The sequence below is a fragment of the Glutamicibacter sp. AOP5-A2-18 genome, from assembly GCF_052446055.1.
Lineage (GTDB): Bacteria > Actinomycetota > Actinomycetes > Actinomycetales > Micrococcaceae > Glutamicibacter.
Map to the genome: position 1 here is coordinate 1,297,771 of NZ_JBQSVW010000001.1, position 16,226 is coordinate 1,313,996.

Annotated in this window: 11 protein-coding genes; 8 read left to right on the forward strand and 3 right to left on the reverse strand. The window is 54.7% G+C overall.

What is annotated here, in order from left to right; all coding sequences use genetic code 11:
* Nucleotides 1-16 precede the first annotated feature (16 nt).
* The 3 genes from ACT3RW_RS06230 (at nt 17) to ACT3RW_RS06240 (ending at nt 5,623) form a co-directional block, all read left to right on the forward strand.
* Entirely contained in the window at nt 17-1,183 is a 1,167-nt protein-coding gene (locus ACT3RW_RS06230) for an exonuclease SbcCD subunit D (RefSeq protein ID WP_131087902.1), read from the forward strand.
* Complete coding sequence (locus tag ACT3RW_RS06235) at nt 1,180-4,233, forward strand: AAA family ATPase (RefSeq protein WP_444613161.1); 3,054 nt, start codon at nt 1,180-1,182, stop codon at nt 4,231-4,233. Before ACT3RW_RS06230 ends, ACT3RW_RS06235 begins: the two co-directional genes overlap by 4 nt.
* Nucleotides 4,234-4,393: 160 nt before the next feature.
* The gene (locus ACT3RW_RS06240) at nt 4,394-5,623 is read left to right on the forward strand and encodes an MFS transporter (RefSeq protein WP_444613162.1); all 1,230 of its coding nucleotides are present in this window, start codon (nt 4,394-4,396) and stop codon (nt 5,621-5,623) included.
* A gap of 86 nt (nt 5,624-5,709) precedes the next feature.
* Here ACT3RW_RS06240 and ACT3RW_RS06245 read toward each other — a convergent pair whose 3' ends face one another.
* Nucleotides 5,710-6,405 (reverse strand): IclR family transcriptional regulator, encoded by a 696-nt coding sequence (locus ACT3RW_RS06245; RefSeq protein ID WP_444613163.1) that lies wholly within the window; start codon nt 6,403-6,405, stop codon nt 5,710-5,712.
* 266 nt (nt 6,406-6,671) lie between these two features.
* On the opposite strand from ACT3RW_RS06245, the gene ACT3RW_RS06250 reads away from it, so the two are divergent.
* Nucleotides 6,672-8,012 (forward strand): MFS transporter, encoded by a 1,341-nt coding sequence (locus ACT3RW_RS06250; RefSeq protein ID WP_444613164.1) that lies wholly within the window; start codon nt 6,672-6,674, stop codon nt 8,010-8,012.
* 121 nt (nt 8,013-8,133) lie between these two features.
* On the opposite strand, the gene ACT3RW_RS06255 is transcribed toward ACT3RW_RS06250, so the two are convergent.
* Nucleotides 8,134-9,147 (reverse strand): LacI family DNA-binding transcriptional regulator, encoded by a 1,014-nt coding sequence (locus tag ACT3RW_RS06255; protein ID WP_262197986.1) that lies wholly within the window; start codon nt 9,145-9,147, stop codon nt 8,134-8,136.
* Nucleotides 9,148-9,265: 118 nt separating this feature from the next.
* Nucleotides 9,266-10,954, reverse strand: a complete 1,689-nt coding sequence (locus ACT3RW_RS06260; RefSeq protein ID WP_444613165.1) for a glycoside hydrolase family 13 protein — start codon at nt 10,952-10,954, stop codon at nt 9,266-9,268.
* Nucleotides 10,955-11,219: 265 nt separating this feature from the next.
* Between ACT3RW_RS06260 and ACT3RW_RS06265 the strand changes: the two genes are divergently transcribed.
* The 4 genes from ACT3RW_RS06265 (at nt 11,220) to ACT3RW_RS06280 (ending at nt 16,203) form a co-directional block, all read left to right on the forward strand.
* The gene (locus ACT3RW_RS06265; RefSeq protein ID WP_444613166.1) at nt 11,220-12,485 is read left to right on the forward strand and encodes a sugar ABC transporter substrate-binding protein; all 1,266 of its coding nucleotides are present in this window, start codon (nt 11,220-11,222) and stop codon (nt 12,483-12,485) included.
* A 123-nt stretch (nt 12,486-12,608) separates the two neighbouring features.
* Nucleotides 12,609-14,198 carry an ABC transporter permease subunit gene (locus tag ACT3RW_RS06270; RefSeq protein WP_444613167.1) on the forward strand — a complete coding sequence of 530 codons (1,590 nt, stop codon included), beginning with the start codon at nt 12,609-12,611 and terminating at the stop codon, nt 14,196-14,198.
* The gene (locus ACT3RW_RS06275; protein WP_444613168.1) at nt 14,198-15,109 is read left to right on the forward strand and encodes a sugar ABC transporter permease; all 912 of its coding nucleotides are present in this window, start codon (nt 14,198-14,200) and stop codon (nt 15,107-15,109) included. The genes ACT3RW_RS06270 and ACT3RW_RS06275 overlap by 1 nt, the downstream gene beginning before the upstream one ends.
* Before the next feature lie 104 nt (nt 15,110-15,213).
* Complete coding sequence (locus tag ACT3RW_RS06280) at nt 15,214-16,203, forward strand: HAAS signaling domain-containing protein (protein ID WP_444613169.1); 990 nt, start codon at nt 15,214-15,216, stop codon at nt 16,201-16,203.
* Nucleotides 16,204-16,226: the final 23 nt, after the last annotated feature.

Sequence of the window (16,226 nt, forward strand, 5' to 3'; positions counted from 1 at the left end):
GCATATGGTTGGAAACATGCGATTGCTTCACACTTCAGACTGGCATTTGGGACGGACCTTTCACGGTGCCTCCTTGCTCGAAGCGCAACGAACCGTGTTGCAAGAGATTATTAACATCACCATCAATCAGCAGGTTGAGGTGGTGCTGATCTCAGGTGACATTTATGATCGTGCTCTTCCGCATGTGGATGCCGTCCAGCTGTGCAACTGGGTTTTGCGAGAACTACGCGCCACAGGTGCCACCATCGTGATTACCAGCGGAAACCACGACTCAGCGTCTCGTCTAGGATTTGGTGCTGACCTTTTGGACAGCGCTGGGGTGCACATCATTGCGGATCTTGACCGCATGCTCATTCCGGTAGTTCGTGAAGCTGAAGACCACCAGGTTCTGATTTATGGGATCCCATATTTGGAACCACGAATGGTCATGGAGCGTTTGGGTGTCACCAAGGCCAGCCATGAAGCAGTGGTTCGCGCGGCCATTGGAACCATCGATGAGCATCTGAAGACGAGGACTGGCATCGACAAACCGGTTGTATCAATCGCCATGGCTCATCTATTTGCCGCGGGAGGAATCGGAAGCGACTCAGAACGCGAACTCAGCACCGGCAACCTTGATGTGGTACCGGTCGAGCTATTTGAGCATTTCAACTATGCCGCGCTCGGGCACCTCCACGGGCGACAGAAAGTCCGTGAGCATGTCCGCTACTCGGGCTCACCCTTGGCTTATTCATTCTCTGAAGTGAATCAAACCAAAGGTGTGTGGCTTATCGACACCAATGCTCAAGGCATTGAATCAATCCAAGAAATCTTGCTGACCGTGCCGAAAAAGTTAGCGGTGCTCAAAGGCAAACTGGCAGATCTGCTCAGTGATCCTGCTCTTGAATTCGCCACCACCGCCTGGTGTCAGGTCACGCTCACTGATTCGCAACGGCCAGCGGATGCCATGACAGTAATCCGCGAACGCTTCCCGGATACCGTGGTGCTGAACTTTGCGCCGGAGGGTGCAGATGACAAAGAAAAGCCGTCAAGCTATGCAGAACGAATGGCCAAGGCGGCCAGTACCGAAGAAGTAGTCAGCGACTTCATGGAGCATGTGCGTGAACGTTCTGTAGATGAACCAGAACGTGAAGTCATCACTTCGGTCATCCGTGCCACCCGAGAATCGCAGGTTAGCCAGTGAGAATCCATAAACTTCAAATTCAGGCGTTTGGTCCCTTCGCAGGCAGTGAAGAGATTAACTTTGATGAACTAGCTGACGGGGGACTCTTCCTCCTTGATGGCCCCACCGGAGCTGGTAAATCAAGTATCTTGGACGCAATTTGTTATGCGCTCTACGGTTCGCTGCCCGGTAGCCGAACTGGAAGCCGACAAATCCGTTCAGACCACGCAGCGTCAGACTTGGCGCCGGAAATTGTTTGTGAACTGACCATTGGTGATCGCCGATTTGAAGTCACTCGATCACCGGCATGGATGCGCCCGTCAAAGCGTGGCAAGAACAAGACAACTGAACAGAAGGCATCTAGCCTGCTGCGCGAGTTCACCGGTAGCGGGTGGAAGGAACTGTCGACGCGTAACGATGAAGTTGGCCATGTCTTGGGCAGTCTCATGGGACTGGACCGTGAGCAATTCACCAAAGTGGTCATGCTCCCGCAAGGTGGTTTTGCAGATTTCTTACGTGCCAAGGCCAAGGACCGCGAAGACCTATTGGCCAACCTATTCGACACGAGCGATTACGCGCGGATTGAAGAAGAGTTTGCCGCCAGGCTGGCCGAAGAACGCAAAAACACGGAGACCATTGAGGCACGTCTAAGCGCCAGCGAAGAATCCATTGCCGCTGAAGCCGCCGCGTTCTTAGCTGGTAGGGAAGTTCCGACGAACTCCGAAGAGCAAGATGATGCGGCGCTACTAAGTGTCGATGACCGCTTTGCTGATTTTCACCGCCGCATCGATGTCTTGCGAGCGCAGGCGGATGAAGAAGCGCAAAAGCTGCGGGTACAAAAGACGCGAACTGCTCAGGACGCTAAGAAGTTAGAAGAGCAACAAAGAGTATTTGCGCGACTGGGCGAACTGCGCGCAACACAGACTCGTTATGCCCAACAGCATGAAGGCGCAACGATCGCAGCCAGCAAATTGGAACATGACGTCAAGGCAGTCTCGGTGCAGGCCTACCTGGCGCAGGTCAAAACTGCACAGACGACCAAGCACGAGAGCACCTTGTCGTGGGAAAAACATCAGTTGTGGCTAAACACTGCGCTTGAACTAGATTGCGGATCTGATCTTCAAGCCCTCGAAGATCTTCGAGAGCGCGCGCTGGCGGCAGCCGAAGAGCACGCCGTGGCCAAATCTGCTGTCGAAGAAGAACAGAAGCGCACGTTGCTGGCGGCTCAAGTCGGCAAAGCAGAACAGCTGGCAACAGAGCATAAGCAGACTCGGGACAAAGCTCAAGCCGAAGTAGCTCAGCTGAAAACTGAACGAGAAAAGCTGGAGGCCGAAGACGTGGACCAAGTGGCCGCGGGTGAAAATTTACAACAGGTCAAAGAGCGCCAGCAGCTGCTTACGACCCAAATTGAGCATGCGACGGTCCGTGATGATTTAGAGAAAAAGGTTCTTTTAGCCCGCGAAAAGGCCAGTGCACAAGAACTGAAGATTGTTGACACCGAAAAAAGCTTGTTAGCTCTGCGCACAGAGCAACTAAACCAAAGCGCATTGCGACTGGCCGCGGCGTTGGAAGATGGGCAACCTTGTCTGGTCTGCGGTTCGGCAGAACATCCGGCACCGGCACAGGCGGATGCCGATGCTGCGCTGATTGATGATGAACAAATCTTGGAATTTGAAGCCGCGGTGGCAAGTGCTCGTTCCCAAGGACAAAAGACCGCACAAAGTCGAGACATGCTCCTAGCAAAATTGGAGACGGCTCAGCAGGCTGCCGGCGAAAACACCGTGGAGCAGCTACGTCTTGACCTTGGGGAAACACAAAAGACGCTGGAGCAAGCTACAAAGCGCCAGACTGAAGTGGCTGCACGAGTGAAAAAACTGGAGCAGGTACGCCAACGCGTCGAACAGCTAACGGCCCGCGTTGCGCAGGTGACGCTGGAGCACGCCACCGCTGTGCAAAACGCCCAATCGCTGGCGGAGCAGCTGAAGCAGTTGGACGCCAAGCTGACAGAACTCCGCCAAGGTAAAGATAATCTCGCAGCCTTGGTCGCAGAACTTTCGCAACAATCCAATGGACTGTCTGGAGCCGTGCAGTCTTTACAGCTGCTTCATGACGCAGTCGCGGCTTTAGATAAAGCCGAAGCCACGTGGAATACACAACGAACTGGTGCAGGTTTTGCCACTCTGGCTGACTTTGAGGCCGCCTTGCTTGATGCACCAGAGCGTGAACAGCTGCGACAGATCCAGCGAACCGATGCGGATCTAGCCAGTGCCATTGCCACTCTCGAACAGTCTGAAGATTGCCGCAAAGCACTGGAACTTGAGACTGACGGTCTCCGAGCACCTGATGAAGAGCAGATCCTAGAAGCCGCCCAATTGGCCCGCGCCGCGGAGGAGCAATTTGAAGTGGCCCGCGAACGTGTTGTTCTAGCGCAAACCAGACTGGAACGCCACGACGAGTCGGTCGGTCAACTTGAGAAGTTGCGCGCGGATGCCGGACCGGTCATCGAGTCCTATCGGCGGTTGCGGTCCCTAGCTGAGGTCATTCGAGGTGGAGGCGAGAATCTGTACAAGATGACCTTGAGTACCTATGTGCTGGCCGCTCGTTTAGAAGAAGTGGCCATCGCGGCAACTGAACGTCTTGATGCCATGAGTGGTGGGCGGTATTCACTGCACCACGACGACTCCAAGCAAGGCAATTCAAAATCTGGTCTTGGATTGCGTGTCCTAGATTCATGGACCGGCAAATATCGCGAAACCCAGACCCTATCCGGCGGTGAAACCTTTATGGCTTCACTGGCGCTGGCCCTCGGGCTGGCCGACGTGATTTCCCACCATTCTGGAGCGGTGGATATGCAAACGCTCTTTGTTGATGAAGGTTTCGGTTCCCTCGATGCCGAAACGTTGGAAGAAGTCATGCAGGCCTTGGAAAATCTGCGAGCTGGTGGGCGGACCATCGGTCTGGTTTCGCATGTGGCAGAGATGAAGCAGCGCATTACTAATCGCGTCTCGGTGCTCAAAACTCAGCACGGTTCAACGATCCAACGTGAGGGGTTGCTTACCCTTAGTCTCTAGAACTGGACTTGTTCCGCCCGGCTAGCTATCTTGAAGGTAGTGCCATTAGGCATGCTTGGGAAATTTTGTACGTCGGGGGGCGCGGGACGACGTACGCTTCGTTATGGAGTTTTTGTTGACTCAATATGCGTTGTCCAAAGGAAACCGTGAGGATTCAGCGATGAAATCCGGTTACTCTGCACTCGTTCCCCTGGTAGGAGCACCGTTCCTACCGCTAACATTTTTTGCTCGCCTTCCTCTGGCGATGCTAACCATCGGGTCCATGACCCTGGTGACAGCCACCACCGGCTCGTATGCCTTGGGTGGTCTTGCTGCTGCCATGGTTGGTTTAGGCTCTGCCGTTGGCGGGCCTAGCGTTGGTTACCTTGCTGACCGTTTTGGTCAGCGTCCCATCTTGGTGGCCGTCTCTCTGATCCATAGTGTTTTGCTTGTCTTGCTTACCCTCCTTGGCGCCAGCGGGCCAGAACTGTCTGTGCCGTTGCTGGTTCTTATGTGTCTCATTACCGGAGCAACGGGACCTCAGGTTGGCCCGATGTCTCGTGTTCGGTGGATTGCCATGACCCGCCAGCAGCAGAAAAATCCCAAAGTGCTTTCGGCTGCACTAAGCCTTGAATCCATGTTTGATGAATTGGGCTTTGTGTTCGGTCCGGTGGCAGTCGGCTTGCTGGCTTCGCTGGTTGATCCTGTGCTGCCGTTGTACTTAGCCGCCATTCTGACGCTAGTGCTGGTTCCAATTTTTGCCACGCACCGCACCGGAAATGTAGTGAAGCCGGTAGCTGGCGCGAAGAGTGCACCAAAGGTGTCAATTACTCGAGCTCAAGTTGCTGCCATCAGTGCGCTGGTCCTGGGCATGATCGCACTGGGAACTGTTTTTGGTTCCTCTGCCGCCGGTACCTTGGCCTTTGCCGGGGAACAGGGAAACTCGAACCAGGGTGGCCTGCTCTATGGTGCCATGGGATTGTCCAGTGCCATCGCAGCCATTTCTGTTGCCGCCTGGCCACAGTACTTTAGGCAGATCAACCGTTGGGTTCTCTGCGGTGCTTTGCTGACTATTTTGAGCTTCGGTCTTCACCTGGCCTCAAGCACACCATGGATGGTCGTGGCGTTGTTTGTTGCTGGCTTTGCCGTAGGACCGGTAATTGTCACGGTCATGACTGTGGGTGGGGAAGTTGCTCCGGCTGCCCGACTATCTACGGTGATGACTATGCTCTCCGCCGGCATTGTTGTTGGCACGGCCATCGGCAACGGCTTGGCCGGTGTCTTTGCTGATTCGCTGGGCTACCTCGGAGCGTTCTGGGTATCCAGCGGCGGTGCTGCCGTTATTTTCCTCGCGGCCCTGGCAATGAAGATTATCGTTGCCAAAGCGCCGTCGCTCTCGCGGGTGCGCTAGTTCCATTAGAAACTGAACAGGCGACCTCGCAGTGAATCGTGAAACACGATTCATCGCGGGGTCGCCTTTTGCCGTTGTGCCGATGATTAGGCAGAAAGCTTGTCGGCAACGCGTTGTGCTGCCAGTTTGAGTTCCTCGATGATTGGTTCGAAGCTATCAACAGTGCTGCTAGCAAAAACTACAGCCAAGGCGGCAGGGGTCTGACCAGGCTGGGCAATCGGGACAGCGATGGAAGTTACGCCTTGGATAACTTCATCCTCACTGGTGGCGTAGCCGTCGAGGCGTGCCTGAACCGCCGCGTCGCGGTAGTCCACGGTGCTTTCCAGCGAGTCCCATTGCTCTTTGCTGTAATGCGATTGAATTGCGATGCCTGCAGCGCCTACATCCATGCCGTGCACCGATCCGGGACGGTGGACAATAGCGCGCTGCGAATTTAGGGGTGCAACGGATTGCAAGGTGGTGCACAAGTCGTACTCCCAGACGGCAACAAATGCTGTCATAGACAGTTCATTGGCCAACGTGGTGAGTTCTACTGTGGAGATCGCTTGAAGGTCACGTTGTACCGAACGGGCAAGTACGGCAAGACCCGAAGCAGAACGGATATGCCCTGCGTCATCACGGTTGAGCAGGTGATGCTGTTCTAGAGTCCGGATGATTCGGTATGCAATGGAACGGTGCACTTCAAGCTTTTCGGCAATCTCCGCGATAGACAGATGCACCGGCGAATTGGCGACGATTTCTAGGACGCGGATTCCGCGGGAAAGCGTCTGAGAGGTAGGCATGAAACTTCAATCTGGCACACGGCATTTTCCAATGCCTCCACGCGCCTTCGCTGTGAGCCTTGCGACTGCTGAATAGTTGCTCTTATTCGAAATTTTAGTCGTTCTCTATTAGAACACCGAATTCTTTTCGAGCGCGGTCTATAGCTCTGCGTTCAGAGTTTGGGCAAGAAACCTGCGATTGTTGTGATCTGCTTCACTCTGTGTTTATGATTGAGAGCATCATAAACCGTCCGAACGGTCGGTAAAGTAAGCTTCAAGGGGCGCCCATGTCATCCACAGTCACTCGCACCCAGGAAGAGCGTCGCGTTCTCGCCGGCACTCTCGTGGGAACCACCATTGAGTGGTATGACTTTTTCATCTTTGCACAACTCACCGCAACACTTCTGACCCCGCTATTCCTCGCACCGCTCGGTGCATCAAATCCTGGACTAGCTCAAATTCTTTCCTTCGCAATGATCGGAATCTCGTTCTTCTTCCGCCCACTGGGTGCGGTGGTAGCAGGTCATTTGGGGGACCGCTACGGACGCAAGAGAATTCTTGTCCTCACCCTGATCCTTATGGGTGTGGCCACCGCATTGATTGGCTTGCTGCCAACCTATGCATCCATTGGCATTGCAGCACCAATCCTCTTGGTGCTTCTTCGTGTTATTCAGGGATTCTCGGCCGGCGGTGAATGGGGCGGTGCGGCTTTGATGGCCGTGGAGCACGCTCCCAAAAATCGTCGCGGATACTTCGGTTCCTTCCCGCAGATCGGTGTGCCAATTGGCATGATCTTGGCTACCGGTTTGCTCTACATTCTTCGAATTTCCATGTCTCCCGAAGCCTTCGGGGCTTGGGGCTGGCGCATCCCATTCCTACTCTCGGTCGTACTCGTTCTTGTGGGCTACGTGATCCGCCGAGCTGTGGAAGAATCCCCAGTGTTTAAGCAGCTGGCCCTACGCAAAGCTGCCGAGCACACGCCGCTTCGCGAGCTGATGGTAAAAAACACCAAGCAGGTAATCCAGGCCGCGCTGATCTTTATTTCCAACAATGCCGCTGGATATTTGGTGATCGCGTTCTTCATTTCCTACACCACTGCAGTGCTCAAAATGCCAGTGGCGCCGGTGCTCTTGGCAACCACTATCGGTTCGGTTGGCTGGCTGATCTTCACCTTGGTCGGCGGTTGGCTCTCCGACGTGATCGGACGCCGAGCAACCTTCGTGATTGGCTACGGTCTGGTGTTTGTTTGGATGATTCCAATGTTCATGCTCGTTGATACGGGAAATATCGTGCTGTACACGGTAGCAATCTTCGTTCTAACCGTCGGATTGGGACTGTCCTACGGACCTCAGTCGGCCATGTACGCCGAAATGTTCCCTGCACATGTGCGTTACTCAGGCATCTCGATTGGCTACGCGCTCGGCGCTATTCTTGGCGGCGCTTTTGCTGCCACCGTGGCGCAGATTCTGCTCGAAACGACCAAGTCATCCATCTCCATCGCTATCTACATTATGGTTCTGACGGTCATCTCGGTCGGTGCCGTATTGTGGGCCGGCGAGACGCGTGGCCGAAACCTGAATGTGGAAGAGGTTGAGGGAACTTCCGCTGATCTGGAAGGCGCGCTCTAGAAGACACCGAACGACAAACTGCCCGGGTAGCGGCTGGATCTCATTCCAGTTGTTACTCGGGCAGTTTTTTGTACTATCGACTTCAGAAGAATTACTTACCGTAGCTCCAGGTACGAACAAGCTAAGAAGTAGGCTGCGGCTTCATGGTTGAGGAGCGTACAACCAGACGGTGCTCCAGTTCATGAGCTGCCGCCGGCTCCTGACCGCGAATGGCCCGAAGCAACATCGCGACAGCAAGATTTCCCTGTTCATGTGGACGCTGCTCGACGGTAGTTAGACCAAACATCTCAGCGAGGTCATGGTTATCCACGCCAATCACTGATAGATCATGGGGGACCTGCAACCCCAGATCACGGGCCGCGAGTATGGCACCGATGGCCATTTCATCACTGGCGGCTAACACTGCCGTCGGGCGAGCAGCCGGGCTGCCGAGCAATTGTTTGGCAATCGTGTAGGCCTGCGGCATGGTGAAGTCTGCACCAAGACACAAAGAATGGTCTACGGGAATTCCAGCATCTTTCAGTGCGCTTTCATAACCGGTGCGCCGATGGCTGGGGACCCTGAAGTCAACGTCGGTTTCTTCATTGCCACCAATAAATCCAATACGTTCATGGCCTAAAGCAATTAGATGCTGAGTGGCCAATGCGGAGATACCTTCATCATCAACATGCAAAGTCGGAACACCGGGAAGCGGTCCACCGACTCCAACCAAAGGCTTATCCACGGCGTGTAGCGCCTGGACTTCTTCAGTATCCAATTCAACGTTGACCGCGATCACCGCATCCACACGCTGACGGAGTAGGAAGTCCGAGAAGATCTTTTCGCGTTGTGCCCGGTCTTTGGTCAGCTGATACAGCGTGGTGTCATAACCTTCGTTCATCAGTGAGCTGGTAATGCCTTCCAGCACGCTGGCGTAGAACCAGTGATTGATGACCGGAACTAAGACTCCGATATTTCGGGTGCGTCCTGAGGCGAGGCCAGACGCCGAGGACGAAACTACATATCCCAGTTCCGCGGCAGCATGTTGCACTGCCTCTTGTGCGGAGGAAGAGACGGAGCCGCGTCCCGATAAGGCGCGAGAGACGGTCGCGATAGAGACTCCGGCCGCTTCAGCGACATCTTTAATCCCTGCCACGATAAGTCCTTCCTAAGTGTTTGTGGCCGCGGTGGTGATGAAGATGAAATATCTCCAGACCGCGGCCACTTTTCAACAATACCGGTCCTCTCAATAGAACAAGCACCATGTGACCTTACTAAGGCAGCAAGAACCAGATGGTGGTTTCCGCAGGGATGCTCCCGTTCTCCGCATCCGTTGCAGGCTGACTGCGCACTAGTTCTTGCGCGCCATTTGCCAGCTGCCCAAGATCCAACGGTGACTGACCGAAGTTGGCTATCGCGAGGATCTTGCCGTTGGTGAACGCCAACAGATCTGGCTGTTCATCGGTGACCCAGGTCAGCTGACCCGCACCTAGGTTATGCGTCTTGCGTAGCTCCAGTAGCTTTCGGTACAGGCTCAGCGTGGAATCGGGATCATCACGTTGGACCGAGCGAGCGAAAGACGCCCACTGGGCAGGCTGAGGCAACCAGCTTTCGCCGTTGTCGCTAAACCCGAACGAGGCTCCCTCGGCTTCCCATGGCAAAGGAACTCGACAACCATCACGGCCGTAGCGTTCCTTGTTGGTGCGGAACCAAGTCGGGTCCTGGCGTGCATCGTCGGGCAGATCGATCGCTTCCGGAAGACCTAACTCCTCACCCTGATAAAGGTAGGCGCCACCGGGTAGGGCAAGCATGAGCGCGGTTGAAGAACGTGCACGGCGCAGGCCGACCGCAGGATCCGGAAGGTTAGGGGTTTTTGGACCGATGCCTTCACCCTGAGGATTTTCGTCCGTTAGTGCCAAGCGGGTGGCATGACGGACCACATCATGGTTGGACAATACCCAGGTGCTTGGTGCTCCGACCGCGCCAAATTCTTCCAGCGACTCATCGATGGTTTCGCGGATCTGCTGCGCGTCGTAGTCGCAAGACAGGTACGGGAAGTTGAATGCCTGATGCATCTCATCTGGGCGAACCCACTTGGCCATCAGCGAGAGTGGATTAACCCAAGCTTCTGCACACAAGACACGCTCACCGTCATATTCATCGATGACCTTGCGCCAGTCGCGGTAGATCTCGTGAACACCATCCTGACCCCACCATGGAGCAAGTTCTTCGGTGCCACCCATGGAGGCTGCCATCGGATCCGGGGTGAAGTCCGGTAGGCCCTCAGCCTTGATTAACCCGTGAGCCACATCCACGCGGAAGCCATCGGTGCCACGATCTAACCAGAAGCGAAGGACATCGCGGAACATAGCCCGAACTTCCTCATTCTTCCAATTAAAGTCGGGCTGCGAAGAATCAAAAACGTGGAGGTAGGACTGGCCTACACTTCCGTCTGGGTTAGTGGTGGCGGTCCACATAGGTCCACCAAAGACCGATTCCCAGTTATTTGGAAGGCCCGTTTCCGGGGCGTCCTGGAACATAAAGCGATCTCGCTCGGGGGAGCCGGGAGCTGCCGCAAGGGCTTCTTGGAACCATGGGTGCTGATCAGAGCAGTGGTTAGGAACAAGGTCAACAATGACCTTCAAGCCTAACGAATGCGCCTTGGCCACCATTGCGTCATAGTCCTGAAGGGTACCGAATAACGGGTCTACATCGCAGTAGTTGGAGACGTCGTAGCCGGCGTCCTTCTGCGGAGACGAGAAGAAAGGTGAGAGCCAGATGGCGTCAACAGAAAGTTCTGCGATGCTTTCTAGCCGTTGCGTAATGCCCTTTAGGTCGCCCATGCCATCCGAATTGGAATCAGCAAAGGAGCGAGGGTAAATCTGATAGATCACCGAGGAGCGCCACCACTGTGCATCTTTGGATTCAGCGAGGTTTTCAACGTCGGTACGTGTTTGAGTCATGACGGTAACGATAATAGATGACGACTTGATTGTAAACGCTTGCATTCTTGCTTTTCATGAATAACGTCCGCTGAGCGCCAGTATCTGTCTACTTTGCCTAAGAATCGGATTTTTTATCTTTCGTCTTGCCAAGTCTCGTGATCTGTGCCACTCTGGAAACGCTTACAAATTATGCGCACTCGCATTTTTAGACTTCACCGGCGGCTCTGCGGAAAACCGTAACGTCACCGGCCCATCGGACAAAGTTGTCACGAAAGGACATTCCATGAAGGTGAACAAACACCCTTGGCTACTTGGCGGAGCATTGACTGCAATTGCAGCTCTATCACTGACTGCTTGCGGCGGGTCCGGTTCAACAACCCAACCATCCTCTAGCCCTGCTGCCGCAGAATCCTCACCAGCTGCCGCCTCCGGTGGATCGCTAACCGTTTGGGTCGACGCAAACCGTCAGCCAGTGCTCAAAGAAGCAGCCGCCGACTTCGAGAAGCAGTCCGGCGTCAAAGTGAAATTGGTCGTCAAGGACTTCTCCAAGATCCAGGAAGACTTCCTGCGTCAGGTTCCTACCGGCAAGGGCCCAGACATCACCATCGGCGCCCACGACTGGTTGGGCAACCTGGTCAACAACGGTGTAGTTCAGCCAGTTGAGCTGGGGGACAAGGCTGGTGACTTCCAAGAAGTTTCCGTCGACGCCATGAGCTACGAAGGCAAGAGCTACGGCGTGCCATATGCCACCGAAAACTTGGCCCTACTGCGCAACGCAGACCTGGTCAAGGAAGCCCCAAAAACCTTTGACGACATGATCGCTGCTGGCAAAAAGGCAGACACCAAGTTCCCATTCCTGGTGCAGGTCACCGAAGTGGGCGACCCATTCCACGCCTACCCATTCCAGACTTCGTTTGGCGCTCCAGTCTTCGGAACCGATGACACCGGTGCGTACGACCCGAAGGACCTGCAGATTGGTAACGAGGGTGGCGTTGAATTCGCCAAGTGGCTGGCAGAGCAGGGTGAGGCTGGAACTCTAAAGACCAGCATCGACGCTGACATTGCCCAGGAAAAGTTCGCCTCGGGCGACTCACCATTCCTCTTGACTGGTCCATGGAACGTGGAAGCGGCCGAAAAGGGAAAGATCAACCTAGCTATTGATCCAATCCCAAGTGCCGGTGGAGAAGAAGCGCAGCCATTTGTTGCCGTTCAGGGCTTCTTCGTCTCATCGAAGACCGAAAACTTGCTGGCAGCTACTGAGTTCCTGACCAACTACATCGGTACCGAAGAAGTTCAGACCGAGCTGTACGAAGTTGGCAACCGTCCACCTGCAAATAAGGCAGCATTCGAAGCCGCCAAGTCTGACAAGACGATCGCCGCCTTCGGCGAAGTAGGCGCCAACGGTGTTCCAATGCCAAACGTTCCAGAGATGGCAGCGGTATGGGAATACTGGGGTGTTGCTGAAGCTGAAATCATCACTGGCAAGGCCGACCCAACCAAGCGTTGGAAGAAGATGACCGAAGATATCGAAAAGGCCATCAACAAGTAGGCTCGCCTGCTCAAAGTAGTACCGATAACGCTGGAGCCGGAACGGCCATCGCCGCCGGCTCCGGCGTCTATCTCCGGCCAGCACTGAACGAATTTTAATGACAGGCACATCTGGAAGATGACTATGACAGCCCCTGAGGCACCACCGAACAGTACTGAGGATCCCAAGCGTAAGCTGTCCCCAGCTGCACAACGCTTCGCTCATGCATCAAGCACGAGCCTAGGCTCAACGCTAATCAAGATCATTTTGGTCGCACTTGTTGATGCGACGGCGCTCTTTGCAATTTTCACTGCTATCGGCCGTGAAGCATGGTTGATTGCCTCAGTCATCGCAGTGATCACTGTGGTGATCAATGTTGTCTACTTCAAAAAGGGTTGGCTTCCTGCAAAGTACTTGCTTCCGGGCACCATCTTCTTGCTGATCTTCCAAGTTTTTGTCATTGGTTATACCGGCTATATTGCGTTCACCAACTACGGCTCCGGGCACAACTCGGATAAAGCCGACGCGGTGTCTTCACTCTTGCAGTCCAACCAGGAACGCGTTGCTGGATCACCTGGCTTCCCTGTCACGATGTACAACGGTGCTGACGGTCTGGCCATGGTTATCGAACGTGACGGCCAACAGCTACTAGGCGACGTGGACGACGCTTTTGCACCGGTTGATCCGGCCAGCCTAGAAAACTACACACAGCTAAAATTCGCTGATCTTTTGGGCCGCCAAGAGGAAGTGACCTCACTGAAGGTCGCACTGAGCGATGATCCAGCTGAAGGCACCCTGCGCACCAGCGACGGACGAACCGCCTACCAGTACACCTCATCACTGAGCTACGACAGCAATGCTGACACGATGACGGATCAGAAAACGGGCACCGTCTACAAAGACACTGGCGTGGGCGCGTTCACCGCAGAGGACGGTTCGCAGCTGATGCCGGGCTGGTCCATCAATGTGGGCTTTGATAACTTCACCCGTGCCTTCACCGACTCATCCATTCGTGGCGCGCTCTTCTCGGTGACCGTATGGACCTTCGCCTTTGCGTTCCTTTCGGTAGCCTCCACCTTCTTCTTGGGACTTTTCCTGGCTATCGTCTTCAACGACATGCGAATGAGGGGGCGCAAGATTTACCGCGTCATCTCAATTCTTCCCTACGCATTCCCTGCCTTCTTGGGCGGTCTGGTCTGGGCAGGCATGTTGAACAAGGACTTTGGCTTTGTAAACCAAGTTCTCTTTGGCGGAGCGGAAATCCCATGGCTCACCGACCCCTGGCTCGCAAAGTTCGCAGTGCTCTGGGTTAACCTGTGGCTCGGCTTCCCATACATGTTCTTGGTCTGTACCGGCGCATTGCAGTCCATCCCGCAGGAGCTATCAGAAGCTGCCACCATTGACGGTGCCAAGCCTTTGCAGATCTTCCGTCTGATCAAGTTGCCATTGTTGCTGGTCTCAGTTGCTCCGTTGTTGATCAGCTCATTTGCCTTCAACTTCAATAACTTCAACATCATCTACATGCTCACCGAAGGTGGTCCGCGTTTGGAAGACGCAGGGCTGAACGTTGGCGCAACAGACATCTTGATTTCGTTGGTTTATAAGGTTGCCTTCGTCGGATCCCAACGTGATTATGGTTTGGCCAGTGCGTTCTCCATCATCATCTTCGTGATCGTTGCCATCATCTCAATTATCAGTTTCAAGCAGACCAAGGCACTGGAGGAGCTGAACTAATGAGCGCCGACATGACATCAACACCAACTTTCCGTTCCATCCCGAAGCCCGCTCGGCGAACCTTTGGCAAGTGGTTCGCCACCACCGGATGGCGGCACCTGATTGGTGTGGCCCTGTGCATCTATGCGGCATTCCCACTGCTGTACGTACTATCCGCATCGCTGAATCCCGATGGAACCTTGCTCTCCTCCAACGGATTCTTCAGCACCATCGGGCTACAGAGCTACATTGATCTCTTCCACAACGAGCAGCGACCCTATGCAGCCTGGTTCGCCAACACGCTGTTCATCGGGCTAACCACGGCGGTAGCTTCGGTCTTCCTCGGAGCACTAGCTGCCTACAGCTTCTCCCGTATGCGCTTCACCGGCCGGCGAGTAGGTCTGGTTAGTTTGCTCGTTGTGCAGATCTTCCCGCAGCTGCTGGCTGTAGTGGCAATCTTTATTCTGCTGACCTCCCTGGGCGATGTGTTCCCGGCCTTGGGAATTGATAACCAGATCGCGTTGATCATGGTTTATCTTGGCGGTGCCTTGGGTGTGAATACTTACCTGATGTACGGCTTCTTCAACACCGTTCCGGTGGAAATTGATGAAGCAGCCAAGATTGACGGTGCGAGCCATGCGCGCATTTTCTTCACGATGATTCTTCGCCTGGTTGCCCCGATTCTCGCCGTGGTGGGGCTGTTGTCCTTCATCTCTAGCACCAGCGACTTTGTTCTGGCATCTGTCGTTCTGGTTTCTCCAGAAAAGCAGACTCTGGCCGTGGGGCTCTACTCCTATGTGTCTGAAGAATTCACTTCCAACTGGTCGGTCTTTGCCGCCGGTGCAGTGCTTGCAGCGTTGCCGGTCATGGCATTGTTCCTGTTCTTGCAGAAGTACATTGTCGGGGGATTGACTGCCGGCGCTGGCAAATAAAGCAGGATTAGACGCTAATAACTATTGATGATGCGGGGCACGCCACTGGCGTTGCCCCGCATTATTGCGCTCTAGCGCTGCCCGCTCCACGTAAAGTTAAAACCATGAGCCAGAACCTGCCACGTGCTGCCCGCAATTACTTGGAGCAACTTCGCCGTGCCTTGGATTTCCTCTCCGAGGATGAACGCAAGCAAGTTCTTGAACAAACTCGTGACGAGATTAAACGACTGCCCGATGGTGGACGGCGTAAGCGCGAACTAATTAGTCTGCTGGGGGAGCCTGCCGTCAGAGCGATGAAGTTCGAGCGCACCGAACCCGAAGATTTGGAAGTGAGCAGTGGTAAGCACTTCTTGACTCGAATTCTGGCTTGGCCAATTTTTGCTTTGTCGCTGATCACCGTAGTGGTGGTTCTTTTCTCCCCGCCACACGACGCGATGATTGGCCCGGTTGGTTTGACTGGTTGGCTGAATTCATCGGGCGGCTGGCTGGCCGAGCTTGAAAAAGTGATGGGTGCGCAGCTGATCTGGTTGGCGTTTATCCCGGCTGTGTTGAGCTTGATCCCATTGCGAATTAGCGGTGTGACGTCGCTGATTCTTCAGGTTATCGGGGCGTTGCTGATGAGCGCTGTTTGTATCAGCGGCGGCTCAGTTATGGCCGCGTATTTCATCCCGGTCACTGTATTGTTGTGGGCCCAGATATTCACACCACTATTGATGATGCGTGGTTCCATGGCCCGTCCAGACCCAGGATGGATGATCACCGCTGCGGTGCTCCTCACTGCTGCAGTTGCCTTTACTACCTTCCAGGGCTTGCAGGGTTTTGAAGGTCCGGTGTGGATGATTTTGGCCCCGGCTGCGTTGCTGGTGGTACTGGCCATCTTGCTTCCACTGCGCTGGAAGAGTGCACACATTGCCTTGGTCGTCACCGGGATACTGGTGATTGTCGCAGGCTTTAGCGCCTCGCTACCGAGTACCTATGGTGCAGTTCTACTGTGGCCTTGGCTAGCTGGCGGTTTGGCATTTGCGGCAGGCCACTTGGCCGTGGCTGCGGATCTGTGGCACGAGCGGGCACGAAAGCTATTGGCTTTGTTCTAGTGCCATTGGGCGTGCTAAACGCA